General features: G+C 68.9%; 17 protein-coding genes. 7 read left to right on the top strand and 10 right to left on the bottom strand.

The window, feature by feature from the left end:
* The first annotated feature begins 16 nt into the window (after positions 1-16).
* Entirely contained in the window at positions 17-1258 is a 1242-nt protein-coding gene (locus tag ACFWPH_RS16920) for a hypothetical protein (protein WP_378751949.1), read from the top strand.
* Between the two features lie 28 nt (positions 1259-1286).
* On the opposite strand, the gene ACFWPH_RS16915 is transcribed toward ACFWPH_RS16920, so the two are convergent.
* Positions 1287-2612 carry a metallophosphoesterase gene (locus ACFWPH_RS16915; protein WP_378751947.1) on the bottom strand — a complete coding sequence of 442 codons (1326 nt, stop codon included), beginning with the start codon at positions 2610-2612 and terminating at the stop codon, positions 1287-1289.
* A 234-nt stretch (positions 2613-2846) separates the two neighbouring features.
* Positions 2847-4952 carry an AMP-binding protein gene (locus ACFWPH_RS16910; protein ID WP_378751945.1) on the bottom strand — a complete coding sequence of 702 codons (2106 nt, stop codon included), beginning with the start codon at positions 4950-4952 and terminating at the stop codon, positions 2847-2849.
* Between the two features lie 325 nt (positions 4953-5277).
* Here ACFWPH_RS16910 and ACFWPH_RS16905 point away from each other — a divergent pair, with 325 nt between their 5' ends.
* Both ACFWPH_RS16905 and ACFWPH_RS16900 read left to right on the top strand, forming a co-directional pair.
* A complete protein-coding gene (locus ACFWPH_RS16905) occupies positions 5278-5505 on the top strand; it encodes a hypothetical protein (RefSeq protein WP_378751944.1) in 228 nt (75 codons plus the stop codon).
* Positions 5506-5568: 63 nt separating this feature from the next.
* A complete protein-coding gene (locus ACFWPH_RS16900; protein WP_378751942.1) occupies positions 5569-6489 on the top strand; it encodes an LLM class F420-dependent oxidoreductase in 921 nt (306 codons plus the stop codon).
* Positions 6490-6526: 37 nt separating this feature from the next.
* On the opposite strand, the gene ACFWPH_RS16895 is transcribed toward ACFWPH_RS16900, so the two are convergent.
* The 3 genes from ACFWPH_RS16895 to ACFWPH_RS16885 form a co-directional block, all read right to left on the bottom strand.
* Complete coding sequence (locus tag ACFWPH_RS16895) at positions 6527-7975, bottom strand: three-helix bundle dimerization domain-containing protein (RefSeq protein ID WP_378751940.1); 1449 nt, start codon at positions 7973-7975, stop codon at positions 6527-6529.
* A gap of 132 nt (positions 7976-8107) precedes the next feature.
* The gene (locus tag ACFWPH_RS16890; RefSeq protein WP_378751938.1) at positions 8108-9688 is read right to left on the bottom strand and encodes a phytoene desaturase family protein; all 1581 of its coding nucleotides are present in this window, start codon (positions 9686-9688) and stop codon (positions 8108-8110) included.
* A gap of 193 nt (positions 9689-9881) precedes the next feature.
* Complete coding sequence (locus ACFWPH_RS16885; protein ID WP_378751936.1) at positions 9882-11462, bottom strand: AIM24 family protein; 1581 nt, start codon at positions 11460-11462, stop codon at positions 9882-9884.
* Positions 11463-11746: 284 nt separating this feature from the next.
* Between ACFWPH_RS16885 and ACFWPH_RS16880 the strand changes: the two genes are divergently transcribed.
* Complete coding sequence (locus ACFWPH_RS16880) at positions 11747-12097, top strand: hypothetical protein (protein WP_378751934.1); 351 nt, start codon at positions 11747-11749, stop codon at positions 12095-12097.
* Between the two features lie 66 nt (positions 12098-12163).
* Here the strand turns inward: ACFWPH_RS16880 and ACFWPH_RS16875 are convergent, their stop codons facing one another.
* The 3 genes from ACFWPH_RS16875 to ACFWPH_RS16865 form a co-directional block, all read right to left on the bottom strand.
* Positions 12164-13354 carry a cation:proton antiporter gene (locus tag ACFWPH_RS16875; protein WP_378751932.1) on the bottom strand — a complete coding sequence of 397 codons (1191 nt, stop codon included), beginning with the start codon at positions 13352-13354 and terminating at the stop codon, positions 12164-12166.
* A gap of 10 nt (positions 13355-13364) precedes the next feature.
* Complete coding sequence (locus ACFWPH_RS16870) at positions 13365-13847, bottom strand: cation:proton antiporter regulatory subunit (RefSeq protein WP_378751930.1); 483 nt, start codon at positions 13845-13847, stop codon at positions 13365-13367.
* 110 nt (positions 13848-13957) lie between these two features.
* Positions 13958-14833, bottom strand: a complete 876-nt coding sequence (locus ACFWPH_RS16865; protein ID WP_378751928.1) for a bifunctional 5,10-methylenetetrahydrofolate dehydrogenase/5,10-methenyltetrahydrofolate cyclohydrolase — start codon at positions 14831-14833, stop codon at positions 13958-13960.
* A gap of 256 nt (positions 14834-15089) precedes the next feature.
* On the opposite strand from ACFWPH_RS16865, the gene ACFWPH_RS16860 reads away from it, so the two are divergent.
* Positions 15090-15965, top strand: coding sequence for an ElyC/SanA/YdcF family protein (locus tag ACFWPH_RS16860; protein ID WP_378751926.1), 876 nt, complete (start codon positions 15090-15092; stop codon positions 15963-15965).
* A 1-nt stretch (position 15966) separates the two neighbouring features.
* Here ACFWPH_RS16860 and galT read toward each other — a convergent pair whose 3' ends face one another.
* On the bottom strand, positions 15967-17088 hold the full coding sequence (galT, locus tag ACFWPH_RS16855) for a galactose-1-phosphate uridylyltransferase (protein ID WP_378751924.1): 1122 nt from the start codon (positions 17086-17088) through the stop codon (positions 15967-15969).
* Between the two features lie 147 nt (positions 17089-17235).
* Between galT and ACFWPH_RS16850 the strand changes: the two genes are divergently transcribed.
* Positions 17236-17883 (top strand): NUDIX domain-containing protein, encoded by a 648-nt coding sequence (locus tag ACFWPH_RS16850; protein ID WP_378751922.1) that lies wholly within the window; start codon positions 17236-17238, stop codon positions 17881-17883.
* Here the strand turns inward: ACFWPH_RS16850 and ACFWPH_RS16845 are convergent.
* The gene (locus tag ACFWPH_RS16845; RefSeq protein WP_378751920.1) at positions 17861-18682 is read right to left on the bottom strand and encodes an SDR family NAD(P)-dependent oxidoreductase; all 822 of its coding nucleotides are present in this window, start codon (positions 18680-18682) and stop codon (positions 17861-17863) included. The genes ACFWPH_RS16850 and ACFWPH_RS16845 overlap by 23 nt on opposite strands.
* A 118-nt stretch (positions 18683-18800) precedes the next feature.
* Here ACFWPH_RS16845 and ACFWPH_RS16840 point away from each other — a divergent pair, with 118 nt between their 5' ends.
* Entirely contained in the window at positions 18801-19400 is a 600-nt protein-coding gene (locus ACFWPH_RS16840; RefSeq protein WP_378751918.1) for a TetR/AcrR family transcriptional regulator, read from the top strand.
* Positions 19401-19455: the final 55 nt, after the last annotated feature.

Below are 19455 nucleotides of genomic sequence, written 5' to 3'. Positions count from 1 at the left end.
GGACAGAGGCATCACCATGACCGCGGCTACCGTCATTCGACCGCTGGCTCCCAGTGAGCAGATCTTCGCGTTCAGCGAGGTTTTCGTCGGATACTGCGCGCGCGTATCCGGCCGAGTGGACACCTCGGCCCTGGCCGCCGCGTACGAAGCGCTGGTCACCGCCCACCCCATGCTCGGTGCGCAGCTGGTACCCAGTGAACCGTTCGGGCATACGCTGGTCACCTCCGGCCCGCCCGAGATCGTGCTCACCGTGGCGGACGGCGATCCGGAACTCCTGCTCACCGGGGCCGAGCCCGACCAGCGGCGCGCCCTCGGCTCGGTCCACGTGGTGCGGTCACCGACCGGCGCGAGCGTCACCCTGCTCGTCCACCACAGTATCGCCGACGCGACACACGCGCTGTACCTCTACGAACGACTGTGGCAGTGCTATTCGACCGCCGCCACCGGCCGGGCCCCGGCCCTGCCGCCGGTCCGGCAACCGCAGCCGGTCGAAGATCTGCTCGCGTCCCGCGGGATCATCCGCCGCCCCGTCCCCGGCCGGGCGGGGCCACCCCGTAGCGAACCGCCGCTCCCGCCATCGGACGCGCTGGCCGCGAACGACCACGAATATCCGCCGCTGGTCACCACCCGGTGCCGGCTGAGCCGGGAGCACACCGGCGCACTGGTGTCCTACGGGCGCCGCACCGGGGTGACCGTGCACAGTCTGGTGGCCGCGGCGCTGCTGCTCACCGAAGCCGAGGCCCGCCGGCTGCCGGTAACCGGCCTGCAGTGTTCGTATTCGGTGGATCTGCGGCGCCGGGTCCGGCCGGCGATCGGGCCGGCCGAGGGCACCAATGTGCTGGGTTTCGCGGGGTACCGCCCCGCGCCCGGCGGGGCGCAGACGCTCACCTCGCTCGCGCACGGGGTCTTGGGCGCGTTGCGGGAGGGTCTCGCCACCGGTTACGTCCAGCAGACTCCGCTACAACTACCCGACACCCTGGCGGCACCGCCGGCGAATCCGCTCGACACGGTGATGACCACGAACTGGGGCCGATTACCCGGGCTGTCCGGGCCCGCGGTCCGAATCGACGATTTCCGCACCACCATGATCGCCAAACCCGATCCCACCGGCCGCCGGCCCCCGCAGCCCGGCGGCGGAACCAGTATCGTCACCACCTACGACGACCGGCTCAGTATCGAGATCCACCATCCCCCGGAATTCGCCCCGGCCCAGCGTCCACGCATCGACCGCCTGCGTACGCTGCTCACCCGGCTCTGACCCGGGTATCCGCCCCTCCGCGACGCGCTCAGACCCCCTGCAGCGACGCCAGCTCCAGCACGGTGATATCCGACGGTGCCGCGACCCGGACCGGTGGCCCCCACGCACCCGCACCGCGGGTGACGTACAGCGCCGTCGCACCGTACAGTTCCAACCCCGCCACGGTCGGGTTGGCCAATCGCGCGATCAGGTTACCCGGCCACAACTGCCCGCCGTGGGTATGGCCGGACAGTTGCAGATCCACGCCGTAACGCACCGAATCGTGCACCACCACCGGCTGGTGGGCGAGCAGGACGCAGGCGCGTTCGCTGTCCCGCCCGTCCAGCGCCGCCGCGAAATCGGGGCCGCGGCCGAGGGTGCTGCCCGCGGGATCGTCGACGCCGGCGAGGTCGAAATCGGGCAGGCTCACCCGCTCGTTGAGCAGGACCCGCATCCCGAGTTCCCGGACCCGGTCCAGCCAGGCGTCGGCATCGGAGTAGTACTCGTGGTTGCCCGGGACGAAGTAGGTGCCGAACCGGGCGCTGAAGCCGGCCAGCGGTTCGGTTTCGGCGCGCAGATCGGCGACGCTGCCGTCGGCGAGGTCGCCCACCAGAGCGATGAGGTCGGGGCGGGCGTCGTTCACCGTACGGACAACCCGTTCGCAGAAGCCACGGGCGAGCGCCGGACCGAGATGCAGATCGCTGACCAGCGCGATCCGCAGGCCGTGCGCCTGGGCCGGAAGTTTCGCCAGCGGTACGGTGACCCGCCGCACCATCGGCCCGTCGAGCACTCCGTAGGTGCCGGTCCCCACTACGGCACCCGCCGTCAGAACCGTCGCGCCCGCCGCCATCCGGGAGATCAGCATCCGCCGCGACAGCGGCTCCCGGGCCGGTGCCGGCGGAACCGGGGGGACCACCGGCGGCGGCCCCGGCGCGGCCACCGGCCCCGGCGGGGGCGGCTCCCCGCCGTCACCGACCGCGGCACCCACGGGCTCCGGCGCCTGCGCCGGAAGTACCGGGGCGGCCGCCGGCTGCGGCGCCGCGGTTCCGGCGTCGCGGGTCTCCAGACCACGCAACAGCAGCGGGCGGATGATCTCGCCCGCCAGCACACCGATCAGCAGGTAGACGAACAGGGCAGCCCATACGAAACCCGGCCACGCCGCAAGCCGCCAGAAATCCCAGGTCGCGCCGGCGAACACCGCACCGAACGCAGTACCCATCAGCACCACGCCGAGGCCGAGTACCCCGGCGCCGATCGGCCGCCATATCGAACCTGCTCGCGTGGTGTCGCGGACCAGCCGTCGCCACAGGTACCAGTGCAACCCGGCGAGCACCACCGCCGCGGCCAGCCCTGCGAGCACGGAAACTACTACCACGGAGGATGCCTCTCCCTGACCGATTGCCTATGCGGATGCTGAATCTACCCGTGCCCGCTCGGCGGTCCGTGGCCCCCGTTCCCCTTGCCCGCCACCGCGGTCGCGGCGCGTACCCGGCCCGCGTCACGGCAACCATGGATTGCCCCATGTCAGCGCAATTATATTCGGCACCGGCATCTTCTGGGCATCCGTGCGCGCCGCGGCGCGGACGTTATCGCCCCCGCCGCGGCCGGCTCACGCCGACCCGCTGATCCCCAGCCCGCCCATCCCCGGCGGCGGCAGCTCGCCGTTGTGCCCGCCTGTCAGTAGCCATTTCAAGATCTTCCCGGTTTCTCCGCGTGGCAGGGCCGGCAGGAAGGTGACGTCGCGGGGCACCGAGAACCGGCTGAGGCGGTGCCGGATATAGGTGCGCACCATATCCGGATCCAGCCCGGACCCTTCGTGTTTCACCACGAAGGCGGCCAGTCGCTGACCGAATTCCGGGTCCGGGACACCCACCACCGCGACCTCGCTCACTTGCGGCAGATGCGCAAGGGCCTCTTCCACCGGACGGGGGAAAACGTTCTCGCCGCCGGAGATGATCATCTCGTCGTCGCGGCCGGCGATGAACAATCGCCCGTTGACATCGAAATATCCGAGATCACCGGTATCGAGCATGCCGTACGCCTCGTCCGGCGGCGCGGCGTTGACATAGCCGTCGAACAGCATGTGATTTCCCACGAAGATATGCCCGGTGGCGCCGATCGGCACCGGTTTGTGGTCCGGGCCCAGCACCGCGACCCGGGTGCCGAGCGGCGGGCGGCCGGCCGTGGTGGGTGCGAAACGCAGATCCGCCGGGGTCGCGATGGTCGCCCAGGACACCTCCGTCGATCCGTAGACGTTGTAGAGGATATCGCCGTAGGCGTCCATGAAGCGCAGGACCGTAGCTCCGGCCAGCGGTGCCCCGCAACTGATCACATGCCGCAGGCTCGACGTGTCGTACCGGGCGCGCACCGCGGGCGGGAGGTCGAGGATGCGGTTGACCATGGTCGGCACCACGATCATGGTGGTGATCCCGTATTCGGCGACCAGGTGCAGGCAGTCCTCGGCATCGAAACGTTCCGGCAGGATCACCGTGGAACGCAGGGCGGTACTGAGCTGCAGACCGGCCAGCCCCCAGGTATGGAACAGCGGTGCCGGGATGAGCATTGCCGATTCCATTTCGAGCGGAATCCGGGACAGCAGCGCGGCGATGGTGGCGAACCCTTTGGGGTGCGGGCGCCGCGCCCCCTTCGGAACCCCGCTCGTTCCCGAGGTGAGAACGATCAGGCGGCCGGGATGGGCCGGTATGCGGAAATCCTGCTCCCCCCTGTCGATCAGATCGTCGACGGTGTAGCGATCCGGGAACGGGGGCAGCAGATCGGTGGTGAACCGGGGCAGATCCGTGTGCAGATACTGCACCAGCTCCTCCAGGTCCGCATCGACGAACAGGGCCGAGAGCCGGTGCCGCTGGACGATCTGCTCGATGGTGCGCGCGGCCAGACCCGCATTGAGCAGAGCCACGTCCACGCCGAGTTTCCCGGCGGCGACCATGGTTTCGACCATGCCGGCATGATTACGCGACAGCAGGCCGATGGCATCGCCGGCGCCGAGACCGGCCGCCGCCATGGCCCCGGCGAGCGCGGTGGTGCGTTCGTCCATCTCGGCGAAGGTCCGGGCGCCCCGGTCATCGATCACAGCGAGCCGGTGCGGCGAGTAGGCGGCTCCGGCGGCGTAGCCACCGGCCAGGTTGAATCCCCATTTATTCAGTGACAGCAGTTGTTTCACCGCCACTTGCGCGTTGGTGCGCACCACACCGCTGGCGGTGACCTGCCGCAGCACCCCGAAGCTGCGGCGTACCGGCGATGCCTCCCCGTTGGCCACGATCGAGGTGCGGGCGCCGCGCACGATATCGGCGATCCGGCGCAACCCCTTGCCCGCCCAATCCTGGACGGCGGAATTCGACATACCGGCCACCTGCCGATGCACCCGGCCGGGGGTGAAGAAGGTGACCGCGATCCGGCTGCGCTCCCCCTCCCCGGTCAATCGCAGCGCGGCGAAGCTGCCGATCTCCGGCGCGTGCAGTTCACAACTTTCGTACCAGCGGCCGGTGACCACCCGCACCCGCAGCACCCGGATACCGGCATCGGGTGTGCCGATCCGGAATTCGAAGACCGGCTGGGCGCCCGGAAGGTCGAGCCTGGAGCAGGCGCCGATCCCGGTGAACACGCGCGGATAGGTCTGCGGGTCCAGCAGCAGATCCCATACCGCGGCGCGCGCCGCGGGCAGATCCGCGACCACATCGATGACGTCGGTAACCAACTCGTACAACTTCTCGTCGGCCCGCAACGGACAACTGGGTCGGCGGGGAAACCCATCTGTAACGTCGCTCACAATAGCCCGGCGCCCCAGTTATTACCAGCGAGTAGCACCTGCTGCGGGGAGGCTCTGTGACAGGTCACGAAGCGAATTGCCGGATATTCACCCCGGGTCCCGAAAGCCCGCCGACCTCGTGGTTGGAGGTTGCCCAAAGCTTTCCGCGACGATGGTGTGAGTGCTCCCAGCCCCGGCTCACTCCGGCCACACACCCCCTGTGCGCGAATTACATTCGGCGCCGTAACAGTCAATGGCGACCCCGGAGGAAACCATGCCCGAGACCCGGCGCCGGGTGGTCCGCAACCACACCGACGAGATCCTCAACTACTTCGGTAAATGCAAATCGTGCGGCTATCCCGCGCGCGCGGAATCCTCGCGCCGTATCTACGACACCGGCGAAATCGAAACCGTGGTCATCGCCAGTTGCGGTCTTCCCTGCGGCTGGTCCGGCCAGGTCCTGCCCACGACGATGACCGGTCCGGCCGCACGTCTGGCCTGACAGTGGCGGTCACCGCCGCAGGGCGGCCGGGGCCGCCACCCGGCCGTACGGCACGATAGGCCCATGGAACTGCGTATCTTCACCGAACCGCAGCAGGGCGCGGACTACACGGCACTCCTGCGGGTGGCCAGGACCGCGGAAGAACTCGGCTTCGGGGGTTTCTTCCGTTCCGATCACTATCTGCACATGGGATCGGTGGACGGCCTGCCCGGCCCGACCGATGCGTGGATCACCCTGGCCGGCCTGGCCCGGGAGACCAGCCGGATCCGGCTCGGCACACTGGTCACCGCCGCCACCTTCCGGCTGCCGGGTCCGCTGGCGATCCAGGTGGCGCAGGTGGATCAGATGTCGGGCGGTCGCGTGGAGCTGGGCCTGGGCACCGGCTGGTTCGCCGAGGAGCACGAAGCCTACGGTATTCCCTTCCCGGACAACAAATTCGACCGGTTCGAAGAACAACTGGCGGTGATCACCGGCCTCTGGGAGACCGCGCTCGGCGAAACCTTCGATTTCACCGGGAAGTACTACGAACTCCGCCGCTCACCGGCGCTGCCCAAACCCGTCCAGCAGCCCGTGCCGGTGATCGTCGGCGGCCAGGGTCCGAAACGGACGCCCCGGCTGGCGGCACAGTACGCGAACGAGTTCAATATTCCGTTCCTCTCCGCCGACGACAGCGCCGCCCAGTTCGAACGGGTCCGCGCGGCGGTCGCGGCGCAGGGCCGGGCCGCGGACAGCATGGTGTACTCCAACGCGCTCGTCGCCTGTGTGGGGACCAACGAGGCCGAGATCGCGCGCCGGGCCGCCGTGATCGGGCGTGAGGTCGACGAATTGCGTACCAACGGCCTGACAGGGTCGCCCGCCGAGGTCGTCGACAAGATCGGCCGCTACCGCGAGATCGGCACCGAGCGGATCTATCTGCAGATCCTGGACCTCACCGATCTCGAACACCTGGCGCTCATCGCCAACGAGGTCGCCACCCAGTTGTGAGGTCGCCGGCGGGGACCGTCCGGCCCCGCCGGCCCTGTCAGTAGGCGCCCGCGACCCCGCCGAGCAGATGTTCGAGAGTTTCGTAGGCCGGAACATCGACCACATCGACGAGATCCGGGCTGACCGGCACATCGTGCTCGGTCACCACCTCGTCGAAGCGGGCCGCATCACCGGTGCGGAACCCGTGTTCGGCGGCCAGCGCCTGCAGATCGGGGTCGTTGTGCAGCAGCGCCCCGATCTCCTCCCCTTCCGGGGTGAGCGGAACCAGGGTGTGCCGGGACAGCACCGTCGGCGACGGGCACAGCAGGACCATATCGTCGCGCAGCCGCCCCGCGACGGCCGCCGCGACATACTGCGCCTCGTAGATCCAGGTCATCGGGGTCGCCCCCATACCCGCGGTGAGATACTCCTCGAACGGTCCTGTACTCGAGCCCTCGGTGTACCCCTGGGCCAGGAACAGCCGCTGCAAGGTGGGCAGAACATGCTGTTCGGCGGCCGCGCCGCGTACCACAGCGTGATCGTTGACGACGTAGCCGGCCACCGCCACATACATGGCCGCCGAATTCGAGGTCCGGATATCGGTCGTGCTGACCAGGATATTCTTCGCCACCGGATAGGTCCGGTTCCCCTCCAGCTCATCCCACTGCGCACCGCGCTGGACCATATCGATATAGGCGGCGAAGTCGAGCGCGGGGACGGGGCCGTCGTATTTCACCGCCCCGGCAGCGTCGAGCAGTTCCACGATGGGTGCGAAGGTGGCGATCGCCATCGGCGAATAGAACGGCGTGAACTGGGTCCGCACACCCACCTCGCGCTTCAGCTTCTCGGCTGCGGGCAGGCTCGACGGAAAGGCGAAGGCCTGCCCCGCGAGATCGATCGAGGTGGCGATCTCTCGCGATCCGGCCGCTTTCACCCGGACCTCGAACCCGTGGCCGGCAAAGACCTCCGCGACCCGCGGATCGCCGAAGAACGCCGTCTTCTCCGAACCGACGATCCCGTTCACGGCCGTCAGCGGTGCGCCCGCGACCGGCGCCGCCGCATGCGTCGCCTCGGAACCCGACCTCGTCACCGACCAGGCGGCCGCACCCGCCGCCACCACACCGGCCCCGGCCAGCACGAACAGACCGCGGCGGCCGGTGGCCGGGGCACGGCCGCGCTCCACCGAAACGGTCCCGCCGGAGCCCGTCGTGAGCTTTTCGGTCGGCGCCGTGGCGTTATCCGCCCCGATCGCCGTGGCGCTCTCCGGTTCGGGCGCGGGCTCCAGCTCACGGCGTACCGCGCGTTCCACCAGAATGGGCACGAAATCGCGGACGGCGCTACCGGAGAACCGGTCGTGGGTCGTCCGCACCGCGACACCCACCTCCGCCGCCGAGCGGTCCGGTGAATAGGCGGCGGCCAGCCGGTTTTCCAGCTCGCGAATCGCCTTCAGCTCGCGCGCGGCCTTGTCGTCGGGGGCCTCACCCTTGGGTGCGGTATCGAGTGCCACGTCCATCTCCTCGGCGCCGGACAGCGAAATCGAAACGACCCGCCGGGCCGATCCACAGCCGATAACCCTACCGCCACAAAGTATTCGAACACTCCCGTGAGCGGGCACGGCAGCCGATTCTCCGACCAGAATTCACCGTGTATTTCCCGGCCGCTGGGCGGCGGTTTCCGAGAGGACCGCCATGGCGGCATTGTGCCCGCCGATACCGCTCACGCCGCCACCGCGAACGGTTCCGGCACCGCAGCGCAGGATGTTACGGTGCGCGGTCTCCACACCCCAGCGTTGCGCCGGTGTCTCGGCGGGGTCACTGCGGTAGGGAAACGACAGATCGCCGTGGAAGATATGCCCGCCGGGCAGGCGCAGCGTCCGCTGCAGATCGACCGGTGTGGCCGCGTCCAGGCACGGCGCACCGTGGGCGTCACGGGTCAGACAGTCCTGCACCGGTTCGGCCAGTACCGCGTTCAGCTGGGTCAAAGTGGCGGTGACGGCGGCCTCTTTCGCCGCCTGTGGATCGTCGGCGAAAAGCCTTGCGGGGGTGTGCACACCGAACAGCGTGAGCGTATGCCGGGTGTCCGGTGCGCCGGGACCGGCGATACTCGGATCGGTGAGGGTATGGCAGTAGATCTCCGAGGGCGGTGCCGCGGGCAGGCGCCCCGCGGCCGCCTCGCGGTAGGCGTGGTCCAGTTGTTCGTAGGATTCCGCGATATGGAAGGTCCCCGCGAAAGCATCCCGTGGGTCGGTGCCGGTATCGCGCAGACGCGGCAGCCGGTCCAGCACCATGTTGATCTTCAGCTGGGCGCCTTCGGGTTCCGTATCCGCCGGTTCGCCGAGTAACCGCGCCAGCTCGGTGGGGGCCGCGTTCACCAGGACATACCGGGCGTCGACGACGGCCGGGGGTGCGCCGTCGGTCGCGGCACGCACCTGCGCGGTCGTACCGTCGGTATCCACGCCCACGACCTCGGCGCCCGTCACCACCTCCGCTCCGACCGAACGCGCGCAGTCGAGGAGAGCATCGGTCAGCGCGCCCATACCGCCCACCGGCACATCCCAGTCGCCGGTACCGCCACCGATCACGTGATAGAGGAAGCACCGGTTCTGGGCCAGCGACGGATCATGGGCGTGGGTGAACGTACCGATCAGCGCATCGGTGAACACCACGCCGCGGACCAGATCGTCCGCGAAATACTCCTCGATCGTCTCCCCGAGCGGTCGCTCGAACAAGGCCGCCCAATGCCGCGCACCCACCCGCTGCCGGAGCTCGTCCCGGGTGGGCAGGGGTTCGGTGAGGGTCGGGAATACGGCGCGGGCGACCTCACCGGTCATCGCCGAGAACCGTTCCCAGGCCGCGAATTCCCGGTACGACCCGGTGACGCGGGCGAAACTTTCCCGCGTCACCGCCGCCGAGCCGTTGTCCACCAGCAGGCCGGTGTCCCCGGCGGGGGTGTAGGACGATATCCGCCTCTTGCGGGTGCGGAATCGTAAACCCAGATCCCGCACGATACGGTCCGGCAGCAGGCTGACCAGATACGAGTACCGCGATACCCGGATATCGATCCCGGCGAACAGTTGCGCGGAAACCGCCGCGCCCCCGGCAGCGGCCGCCTGTTCCAGGACGAGTACGGAATGCCCCGCCCGGCCCAGATAAGCGGCCGCGACGAGCCCGTTGTGCCCGCCGCCCACGATCACCACGTCGTACCGAGCGCTCATCACCATGGATTGTCGATACCACACTCCCGCGGGCGTGGGTATCGATGGCGTTCAGGCCGGACCGAATGCAGGCCATGACCTGCCCGGTGGCCGCCGCGAAGCCGAGACCGACCAGCACCTCGCGACCGCTGGGCGACGGGGCGACTTCGACTTCGACTTCGAGACAACGTGCACCGCCGGAGCCGCACGCGGCCGAGTACTAGCCGAGCAGACCACCCAGCAGACCACCGCTCTGGCCCGCCTCCTGTCCGCCGCCGGTGCCACCGAGGAGGCCGCCGGGCGGAAGCTCGGAGGGTTGGACGATGACGAATCCGCGGCCGGAGAAGGAGAGCGTGATCCCCTCGCCGGTGCTGCGGCCGATGAGCCGGCCCAGCCCGAAGGAATCGTTGCGTTTGACCCCGGTCTGCAGGCTCGACGACCAGGCGATCGCCGCCTGCGGATCGGCGTAGGTCGGCTGGTCGACATTCAGCACGACCGGGGTGCCGTGGCTGGTGATGGCGATCCGGCCGCGACCGGAGAACACACAGTTGAACAATCCGGCGTTGCTGGCGACCCCGGCCGCGCCCTGCACCATCCTGATGTCGTAGCCCAGGGTCGGGTCGAAGGCCAGCACGTTCGACCCGTTGATGGTGAGCCCGTCGGTCCCGTCCAGGTCGATGATGTGCACCTCGGCGGCCCCGTTGGCGACGAAGAGATCACCGCGTCCGGAGACCTTCATCAGCGGCACCCCTTCGCCGGTGAGCCGCTGCTGGATGGCGCGGCCGATACCGCCGGAGCCGAGCGCCTGGAAATGCAGATCGCCCTGGTAGGCGACCATGGAGCCGGAGCGGACCAGCGTTTCGCCGTTCACCCCGACCTTGATCATCTTGCCGCCCTGTTTCTGGATGCCCATACCAGAGACTTCGGCATGACGCGGGTCGAACAGCTCGCTGTGCATCGGCTGAGCTCCTTGCTGAGGAAAATGTGCTGGATTGTGCTGTGGCGCCGCGGGATAGGGGGCGGCGGGCGGATACGGCTGCTGCGGTGGATAGGGCTGTTGCGGCGGGTATCCGGCCGCCGGCTGATGCCCCGAGGGATAAGGCGCCGGGGTTGCCGGCGGATAGGGAGCCGCGGGCGGTACCGGCGGATGCGGCGCGACTGGCGGCGGATACCCCGGTGCCGGCGGCATATTCGGCGCGGACGGCGGCGAATACTGCTGCACCGCTACGGGGTTGGCAACCATGGTCGGATCGGTACGGGAAGCCGGTGGCTGTTCCGGCGGTGCGGGCGTCGGCGGGACGGGATCGTCGTCCACATTGACCCCGAAATCGGTGGCGATACCGGCCAGGCCGTTATCGTAGCCCTGGCCCACCGCGCGCACCTTCCAGGCGCCGGACCGGCGATAGATCTCCACGCACACCACCGCGGTTTCGGTGCTCAACCCGGAGACCGGGAAGGTGAGCGTGCCCTGCGGGCCGGTGATCGTCGCCGTCAGCGATCCCACCGCGCCGAAGGCCGGCGGTCCGCTACCGTCCAGGCTCGCGGTGACCACGACCTTGTCGATATCGGCCGGTAGCACCGGCATCTGCACATCGACCACATCCCCGGCGCCCTGGCCGTGCCGGTAGGTGACACCGGGGCCGACGGGTTGGTTGAAGAAGACGAAGTCCCCGTCCGACCGGACCTTGCCGTTTCCGGCGAGCAGTAGTGCCGAGACATCGACCGCCGCCGAACATGTCACTGTGACGGTCAAACGGTCGCCCGGCGCGGGCCGGTTCTCCCCCGGAGCGAGTGCGGTCACCTCGTATCACCTCGACTCGACGCGTACCGGCACAAACCGGTCCGCCGAGTTCCCCGGCGCGGGGCCGGGCACTCGTTCGATTTCTGTTCCACACCGACGAGTCTGACCGATACCGCACGGGGCGCGCCACCGCGGGACCGGGCCGCGAGCGCATGGTCACCGCGACCTGCGGTGACCCGGAGAACAGCCAACCTGAGAACATTCACAGCAGCAGCACAGCCAACCGACAGATCCCGGCGGCATCCTGGTAAGAGACGAGCGGAACTCGGCCCCGGGAGGAACCCATGGTGGATATCGAGATCACCGGCACCACCGTCACCGTCCAGGTCCGCGGCGCGCACCGGGTGCTGTCGCTGTGCGACCGGATCACCTTCGATCTGGCGAATATCGCGGCGGTCGCCCCCGCCGAAATCGACCTGCGCCCGCCGTGGGTCCGCGCGCCCGGCGCCTTCTTCCCCGGCGCGATCGCGGCCGGCACCTTCCGCGGTAAGGGCCGGAAGGAATTCTGGGACACACTTTTCGGGGGTAAGGCGGTGCGTATCGATCTCCGCGGCACCGATTACACCCGGCTCGTCGTCGATGTCGAGGACCCGGCCACCGTGCTGCGGTCCCTGGATTCGGCCGCTGCCGCCTGACCGGCGGCCCTCCGGTTCGCCGATCGGCCTCCTTCGCCGCGGAGGCCGATCGGCGGATCTCCGGAATTATTCGTCCGCGGTATCCGGCTCCGGTTTCGGCTCCCGCGTGACGAACCGCAGTACCGGTTCCACCACGCGGGCCGCGATCGGTCCGACGACCGCCATCAGCAGGACATAGGTCGTCGCCAGGGCTGCGAATTCGTCGGGTACGGCGCCCGCTGCCACGGCCAGGCCCGCGATGACGATGGAGAATTCGCCGCGGGCCACCAGCGCGGCACCCGCACGGGCGCGGCCCAGCCGCGACGATCCGGCATGCGCGGCGGCCCACCAGCCGGTCGCGATCTTCGTCACCGTGGTGATCACCGCCAGCAGCACCGCCCAGCCCAGGACCGGCGGGATACTGCGCGGATCGGTGGTCAACCCGAACAGGACGAAGAACATGGCCGCGAACAGGTCGCGCAGCGGTTCGAGGATCTTCGTCGCATTGTGCGCGGTGGTATCGGAGATGGCGATACCCAGCAGGAAGGCGCCGACCGCGGCCGAGACCTGCAGCGCGGAGGCCACCCCGGCCACGAGCAGCGCCGAACCGAGCAGTTTCAGCAGGAAGATCTCGCGGTCCTCGCTGGAGACGATCGCCGACACGTACTTGCCGTATCGCATCGCCACCACGAGGACGACTGTGACCGCCGCCAGCGCAATACCCAGGGATTGCAGCCCCGCGACGAAACCCAGCCCGGCCAGGACGGCCGTCAGCACCGGGAGGTAGGCGGCCATCGCCAGGTCCTCGAACACCAGGATCGACAGGATCACCGGCGTCTCCCGGTTACCGAGCCGGCCCAGATCGTTGAGGACCTTGGCGATGATCCCGGACGACGAGATATAGGTGACACCCGCCATGGCCAGGGCGCCGGTCGGCCCCAGCCCCAGCATCAGTGCCACGATCACGCCCGGTGTCGTATTCAACACGAGGTCGAGCAGACCGGCCATCCACGACCGGCGCATACCCGTGAACAGTTCGGCCGCACTGTATTCGAGGCCGAGCAGCAACAACAGCAGCACCACGCCGATTTCACTGGCGAGATGGATGAACTCGTCGGCCTCGTGGAGCTCGATGAAACCCCCTTCCCCGAATACGAGACCGCCGATCAAATACAGGGGAATCGGGGACATACCTATCCGGGCCGCGATGCGTCCGAGCACTCCGAGCCCGAAGAACATCGCCCCCAGCTGGATCATTGCCAGCGTGGTCGCATTCATCGCCGGGGTGTCAGCCCTCTTTCAGGATGTCCGCCGCGCTGTCGAGACCCTCGGAAGTCCCCACCACGATCAGCACATCGCCCCCGGTGAACACGAAATCGGGTCCCGGTGCCGGCATGGTCTGGCCCGCGCGCATCACGGCCACGATGGAGACCTTGGTACGGGTGCGCATCCGCGTTTCGCCGAGAGTCCGCCCGTCGTACGGCGAGTGCTCGGTGACCGGCAGCTGGCGGGTGTTCACCCCGTCCATATCACGGTATTCGTTGCGTAACTGCCCCACCAGCTGCGGTGCACCCAGGAGATTCGCGAGGGTGCCGGCCTCGGCCTCGGTCATCGGGATCTGCGTGGTGGCATCGGGATCGCCGATCTTGGTGAAGATCAGGTCGATCGTTCCGTCCTTGTGGTCGACCACCCCGATCCGCCGGCGCACGGTGGTGAGTGGAAAGTCCTTGCGTACGCCTATTCCAGGCAAGGGTGTCACTTCGACGTTCACGATGTCACCTTAACTCGACTGTAGGTACGGCCCGATGGACCGTACTCCCTAGCCCTACCCGAACCGATCCGGTCGCGAAACCCGCAGGCCACAACCCCGCTGGACGGTGGTTACGCATGCGGGGTATCGGCGGTCCGCCCGGCCTGTTCGGCCGCGATCACCACATGTCGCATGAGCAGCGCGGTGGTCACCGGCCCGACTCCGCCCGGTACCGGGCTCAGCCCGGCCGCCGTGCCCCGGACCGATTCCGGGTCCACATCGCCCACGATCGAGCCGTCGGCCGATTCGTTGGTCCCGACATCGATCACCACCGCGCCGGGGCGCAGATTCGCGCCGGTCACCAGCCCGATCCGGCCGGCGGCGGCGACCACGATATCGGCGGCGGAGGTCACCGCGGGGAGGTCGGTGGTGCGGGAATGGCAGATGGTGACCGTCGCGTTCTCGGCCAGCAGCAGCTGGGCCAGCGGTTTACCGACCACATTGGAGCGGCCGACGATGGCGACGTGGCGGCCTTCGAGCGCGATGCCGTGATGTTTCAGCAGTTCGACCACGGCCTCGGCGGTGGCGGGCGCGAAACCGGCCGATCCGGCGGTGAGCAGTCCGAGCGACAATGGACTCACCCCGTCCACATCTTTGGTGGCGGCGATCGCCGGGGAGACGTCGTCGAGGGTCACCCCGGCCGGGAGCGGGGTCTGCAGCATGATCGCATCGGTGGCCGGGTCGGCGCTGCGCACGGACAGTTCGGTCCGCAACGTTTCGGCCGAGGCGTCGGCGCCCAGATCGACTGTATCGCATTCGATACCGCGGTTCGCGGCCGATTTCTTCAACGAGTTGACGTACCAGGCGCTGGCCGGATCGTCATTGGCGACGATCAGCGCCAGGCGCGGTGCCCGGCCGGTCTGCTCGGTGCGGGCCTGCGCCCGCGCGGTCGTCTCCGCGTTGAGAGCGGCGGCGAGATCTTTCCCGGTCAGCGATGCGGTATCCACGAGCATCCACCCTAGTGCCGCGGCCGGACAGGGAATGCGAGGGCGTCGTGCGACACGACGCAGCGGCCGCAGGGGTACCGCCGGATCGACGGGAGGGTGCCGCTGCCGGGTTTGAGACATGTCACGAGTCGGACAGCCGCAAATCCGCGGTCGCGGCCCTGTTCGGCTCTATGGTGAGTTGCCACGTACCGCAAATCCGTCAGTTCCGACCCGATCCCTACGAGAACCAACTCCCCCGTGGAAAGGTGTCGCCGTAGTGCACAATCGCAGAGGTCTGCAATATCTGGTGGCGATCGCCGCCGCCGCAAGTATTTCTCTCACCGGTCTTTTCGGCGCGCCCGCTCAGGCAAGCCCCGAAACGGACGCCCTCTACAACTCCGCCCAGCGTCATTTCACCGACGGCAACTCGGATGCCGGTCGCGCCGATCTGCGCGAGCTCATCGGCCGCGACCCGGCCGATGCCGAGGCCCTGTCGCTGCAGGCGATCTGGTCCCATTACGCCGGTGATATCCCGGCCATGAACGACGCCATGGGGCGGCTGCGAGTCGTCGACCCGGAGATGGCTGCGGGCACCGACCGCGTCCTGCACGGGATCGGGGCGGGGATCGCCACCCTCCCCAATCCGCTGCCCGCCCTGGTCGGACCGCAGACCGGCATCGTGGTCTTCGGTTTCGGTCTGCTGCCCGACGGCACGCCCCGGCCCGAACTGGCCGACCGGTTGCAGGCCGCCTGGTTGCAGGCCATCGCCTCGCCGTTCTCGCCCATCGTGGTGAGCGGTTACAACCCCAGCAACGGGATCACCGAAGCCGAGGCGATGCGTAATTGGCTGGTGGGCCGCGGGATTCCGGCGAGCCGGATCCACGTGGAGGACCGGGCCGGCTCCACCGTGCAGAACGCGCTGTTCAGTGCGGAAATCCTGCACGGTCTCGGCGCCACGAGCGCGGTGGCGGTCACCTCGCCGAACCATATCCGGCGCGCGGTGGCCGATCTCTACGTCGCGGGAATCCCGGTGGTGGGTGCCACGACCTCGCTGAACCAGCTGGTCTCGCAGTTGCCGCCGCCGGGCAAACAGGCGCAGTACAGCATCTATCTGGATGCGACCCGCACGTTCCAGCTCAGCACCAGCCGCTGAGTCATCCGGTGGCGACGGCCGCCCGGATCCGGGCGGCCGCCTCCTCCGGGACGATATCGGCGACGAAGGCCCCCATCGCCGCCTCGGAACCGGCCAGATACTTGATCTTGTCCACACCGCGCCGGATCGAGGTCAGCTGCAGATGCAACCGGACGGTATCGCGCCCGGTGTGCACCGGCGCCTGATGCCATGCCGCGATATACGGCGTCGGATCGTCGTACAGGGCATCGATCCCGCGGAGCAGCCGCAGGTAGAGCGTGACCAGCTCGTCGCGCTCCGCGTCGTTCGCCGCCGCGAGATCGGGAATATGCCGGTGCGGCAGCAGATGCACCTCGATCGGCCAGCGCGCCGCGAACGGGACGAATGCCGTCCACATCTCCCCCGCCAGCACCACCCGGTCGCCGGCGCGTTCGGTCTCCAGGATGCGCTGGAACAGGTCGGGCCCGAGCCGGCGCACCGATTCGAGCACCCGCATGGTCCGCGGCGTCACATAGGGGTAGGCGTAGATCTGGCCGTGCGGATGCGGCAGCGTGACACCGATCGCCTTCCCGCGATTCTCGAAGACGAAAACCTGCTCGATACCCGGCAGTTCCGACAGCACGGCGGTGCGGTCGGCCCAGGCCTCGATCACGGTGCGGGCCCGGCTGGGGGTGAGATCGCCGAAGGACCCTTCGTGTTCGGGACTGAAACAGACCACCTCACAGCGTCCGACCGCCACGCGTTCCCGGCCGAACCCGAGGTCGCTGATATCGGCGAGACCACTCGGTGCCGCAACCACGCCCGTGCCGTCGCCGGGTAGTGCGGGCCCGAAGGACGGTGAACGATTCTCGAAAACGGCCACATCGTAGAGATCCGGGATCTCCGACGGATTGTCCGGTGACTGGGGGGCCAGCGGATCGCGGTCGGCCGGGGGCAGTACCACGCGGCTCTGCCGGGCGGCGGCGACCGAGATCCACTCCCCGTTCAGCACATCCTGGCGCATGGTGGCGGTAGGCGGCCGGGGTTCCAGCGGGCGGGTATCGATCCGGCGTTCGGGACCGAGCCGGGTATCGGCGTCGTCGTAGTAGATGAGCTCCCGGCCGTCGGCCAGGGTCGCAGTGCGCTTCACGATACGGTTCGGCACGCCTTCACGATAACCAGCCGAACAGGCCCCCGGCCCCTCTCCGCGACCGGCGGGTCCCCGGCCGTGGCGTGGTGACGACACTCCGGCCTGCTGTCCGGCGGCGCCGGATCCATGGGTCGCGGGGCCCGGATGCGGCAGTATGGGGCCGTGGACCAAACGGCGGTATCGGTCGATGTCGTGGCGTTGCGCTTCTGGGCCGCGGACGCCGCGGTCACGTTCGGCATCGCGGCCCGCGGCCACGAACCGTTCACGGGCCGGCTCGCGCTCCCCGGGGTGCTGCTGGGCCGGGGCGAACGCCTGGCCGATGCCGCGGCCCGAGCGGTACACGCCAAACTCGGTGTCCCGCCCGCCGCCCTCGGGCCGGTCGGGCAGCTGGTGACCTTCGACGAACCGACCCGGGATCCGCGCGGGCCCACCCTGTCCATCGTCATGTGGGCGGTGACCGAACCACACGAGGGGCCGGCGCAGTGGGTTTCGTTCGACGAGCCACCGGCCCTGGCCTTCGACCACAACAGCATCGTGGCCGCCGCACGTGGCCTGCTCGCGGGGTTGCTGTGGAAGGACCTCCCGCTCACCCGCGCCCTGCTGGGCGCACAGTTTCCGGCCACCCGCGCCGTCGACCTCGCCGCCTCGCTGATGGGCGCCCGGCCGGACGCCGCCAATCTCAACCGCACCCTGGCCGGTATTCCCGGGCTGGTGAAAACCGGGGAGCGGCGCCGCACCAGAGCCACCGGCCGCCCGGCCGCGGTCTGGGCGTTCCGCGACCCACCGATCAGCCAGGAGCAGAGCGGCTGAGGTCCTCCCATTCCCGGCGCAACCGGCCCCGGTCCCGCTCCATCTCCTGGACCATGTCGTAGGACTGGCTGCCGACGATGAGCGCGCGGGGCGGATCCGGTAGGTCCACCAGCCGCATGATCGTCCCCGCCGCGGTGGCCGGATCGGGTCCGGCGTCGGTACCCCACATCGCGGCCATCTCCGCCCGCAGCGCCTCGTACTCCGGGCGCGGATCGGTCGCGGTGGTGCCGGCGGTGAACAGCCCGGTGTCGTACCCACCCATCTGCAGGCTGGTGACCTTGATTCCGAACGCCGCCACCTCCATTGCCAGTGCCTGGCCGAACGAGTCGAGGGCCGCTTTTCCCGCGCCGTAGAACCCGACGGACGCCATTCCCCCGCCGCTTCCCATCGAACTCACCTGCAGGATCCGCCCGCCGCCCTGTGCCCGCAGCCAGGGCACCACCGCTTGCGAAACCCAGACGGCGCCGAAGAAATTCACCTCGAAATGGGCACGGATCTGCTCCTCGGTGGCTTCTTCCACCATGCCGTACAGCATCGCGCCCGCATTGTTGACCACGATATCGATGCGCCCGAATGCTGCGAAGGCCCGCTCGACCCCGGCGAATACGGCGTCGCGATCGGAGACGTCCAACGAGAACCGGACCAGTGCGCCGGGATGGGCGGCCGTCAGGTCGTCCAGCGGTTCGGTATTGCGGGCCACCGCGACGACCCGATCTCCTGCAGCCAGTGCCGCTTCCGTGAAAGCCCGGCCCAGGCCGCGCGTAGCACCGGTGATGAACCAGGTTCGTGTGGTTGTCACGAGAGCCACCCTTTCTTCAACGAGACGGACCGTCTCGGTTCGTGTCACCGAGTATGCCGCCGAGTAGCAAGGAAGTCAAACGAACCGTTGCGTCTCGTTGGATTGCTACGCTGTCTGCATGACCACCGACCGGACTCCTGACCGCTCCCGGCGCAGCGAACGGTCCCGGCAGGCCATCCTCGCCGCGACCCGCGAACTGATCGCCGAATCGGGATACGCGAAGGTGTCCATCGAGGCGATCGCGGCACGGGCCGGCGTCGGGAAGCAGACGATCTACCGGTGGTGGCCGTCGAAGGGCGCGGTCATCTTCGACTCCTTCCTGGCGCTGAGCGAATCCGCCGACGGCGCCGGCATAGAACTACCGGACACCGGTGATATCACCGCCGACCTCAAACTCGTCCTGCGCGCCACCGCCGCCGAATTCGCCGACCCCGAATTCGAGCGGCCCATCAGAGCACTCAATTCCGCGCTCATCCACGATCCGGAACTCGCGGCGCGATACCGCGAAACGCTGGCCCATCCGGTCGACGAAGCCAAGAAGACGCGGCTGCGCAGCGCTCAGGAATCAGGTCAGCTCGATCCCGCCGCCGATCTCGACCTGGTTCTGGAGATGCTCTACGCGCCGCTTTTCCAGCGGTGGCTGCTGCGCACCGGGCCGCTCACCGACGAGTACGCCGATGCCTTGGTCGAGAACACGCTGCGCGCTTTCCGTCCCTGACACAACACAGGCCGCCCCGCGGCGCGGGCGATAATCCGGTGCGCCGGACCCCTAC

It is taken from the genome of Nocardia sp. NPDC058499 (assembly GCF_042719915.1).
In the GTDB taxonomy this organism is placed as follows: domain Bacteria; phylum Actinomycetota; class Actinomycetes; order Mycobacteriales; family Mycobacteriaceae; genus Nocardia.
The sequence above is the reverse complement of the archived record's forward strand: the minus strand, read 5'-3'. Positions and strand labels throughout refer to the sequence as shown.

Excerpts from the sequence above, each read along its gene's own strand:
- ACFWPH_RS16880 (WP_378751934.1), top strand. The coding sequence starts at position 11,747 with ATGGTGGATATCGAGATCACCGGCACCACCGTCACCGTCCAGGTCCGC.
- ACFWPH_RS16905 (WP_378751944.1), top strand. The coding sequence starts at position 5,278 with ATGCCCGAGACCCGGCGCCGGGTGGTCCGCAACCACACCGACGAGATC.
- ACFWPH_RS16900 (WP_378751942.1), top strand. The coding sequence starts at position 5,569 with ATGGAACTGCGTATCTTCACCGAACCGCAGCAGGGCGCGGACTACACG.
- ACFWPH_RS16840 (WP_378751918.1), top strand. The coding sequence starts at position 18,801 with ATGACCACCGACCGGACTCCTGACCGCTCCCGGCGCAGCGAACGGTCC.
- ACFWPH_RS16920 (WP_378751949.1), top strand. The coding sequence starts at position 17 with ATGACCGCGGCTACCGTCATTCGACCGCTGGCTCCCAGTGAGCAGATC.
- ACFWPH_RS16890 (WP_378751938.1), bottom strand. The coding sequence starts at position 9,688 with ATGGTGATGAGCGCTCGGTACGACGTGGTGATCGTGGGCGGCGGGCAC.
- ACFWPH_RS16875 (WP_378751932.1), bottom strand. The coding sequence starts at position 13,354 with ATGAATGCGACCACGCTGGCAATGATCCAGCTGGGGGCGATGTTCTTC.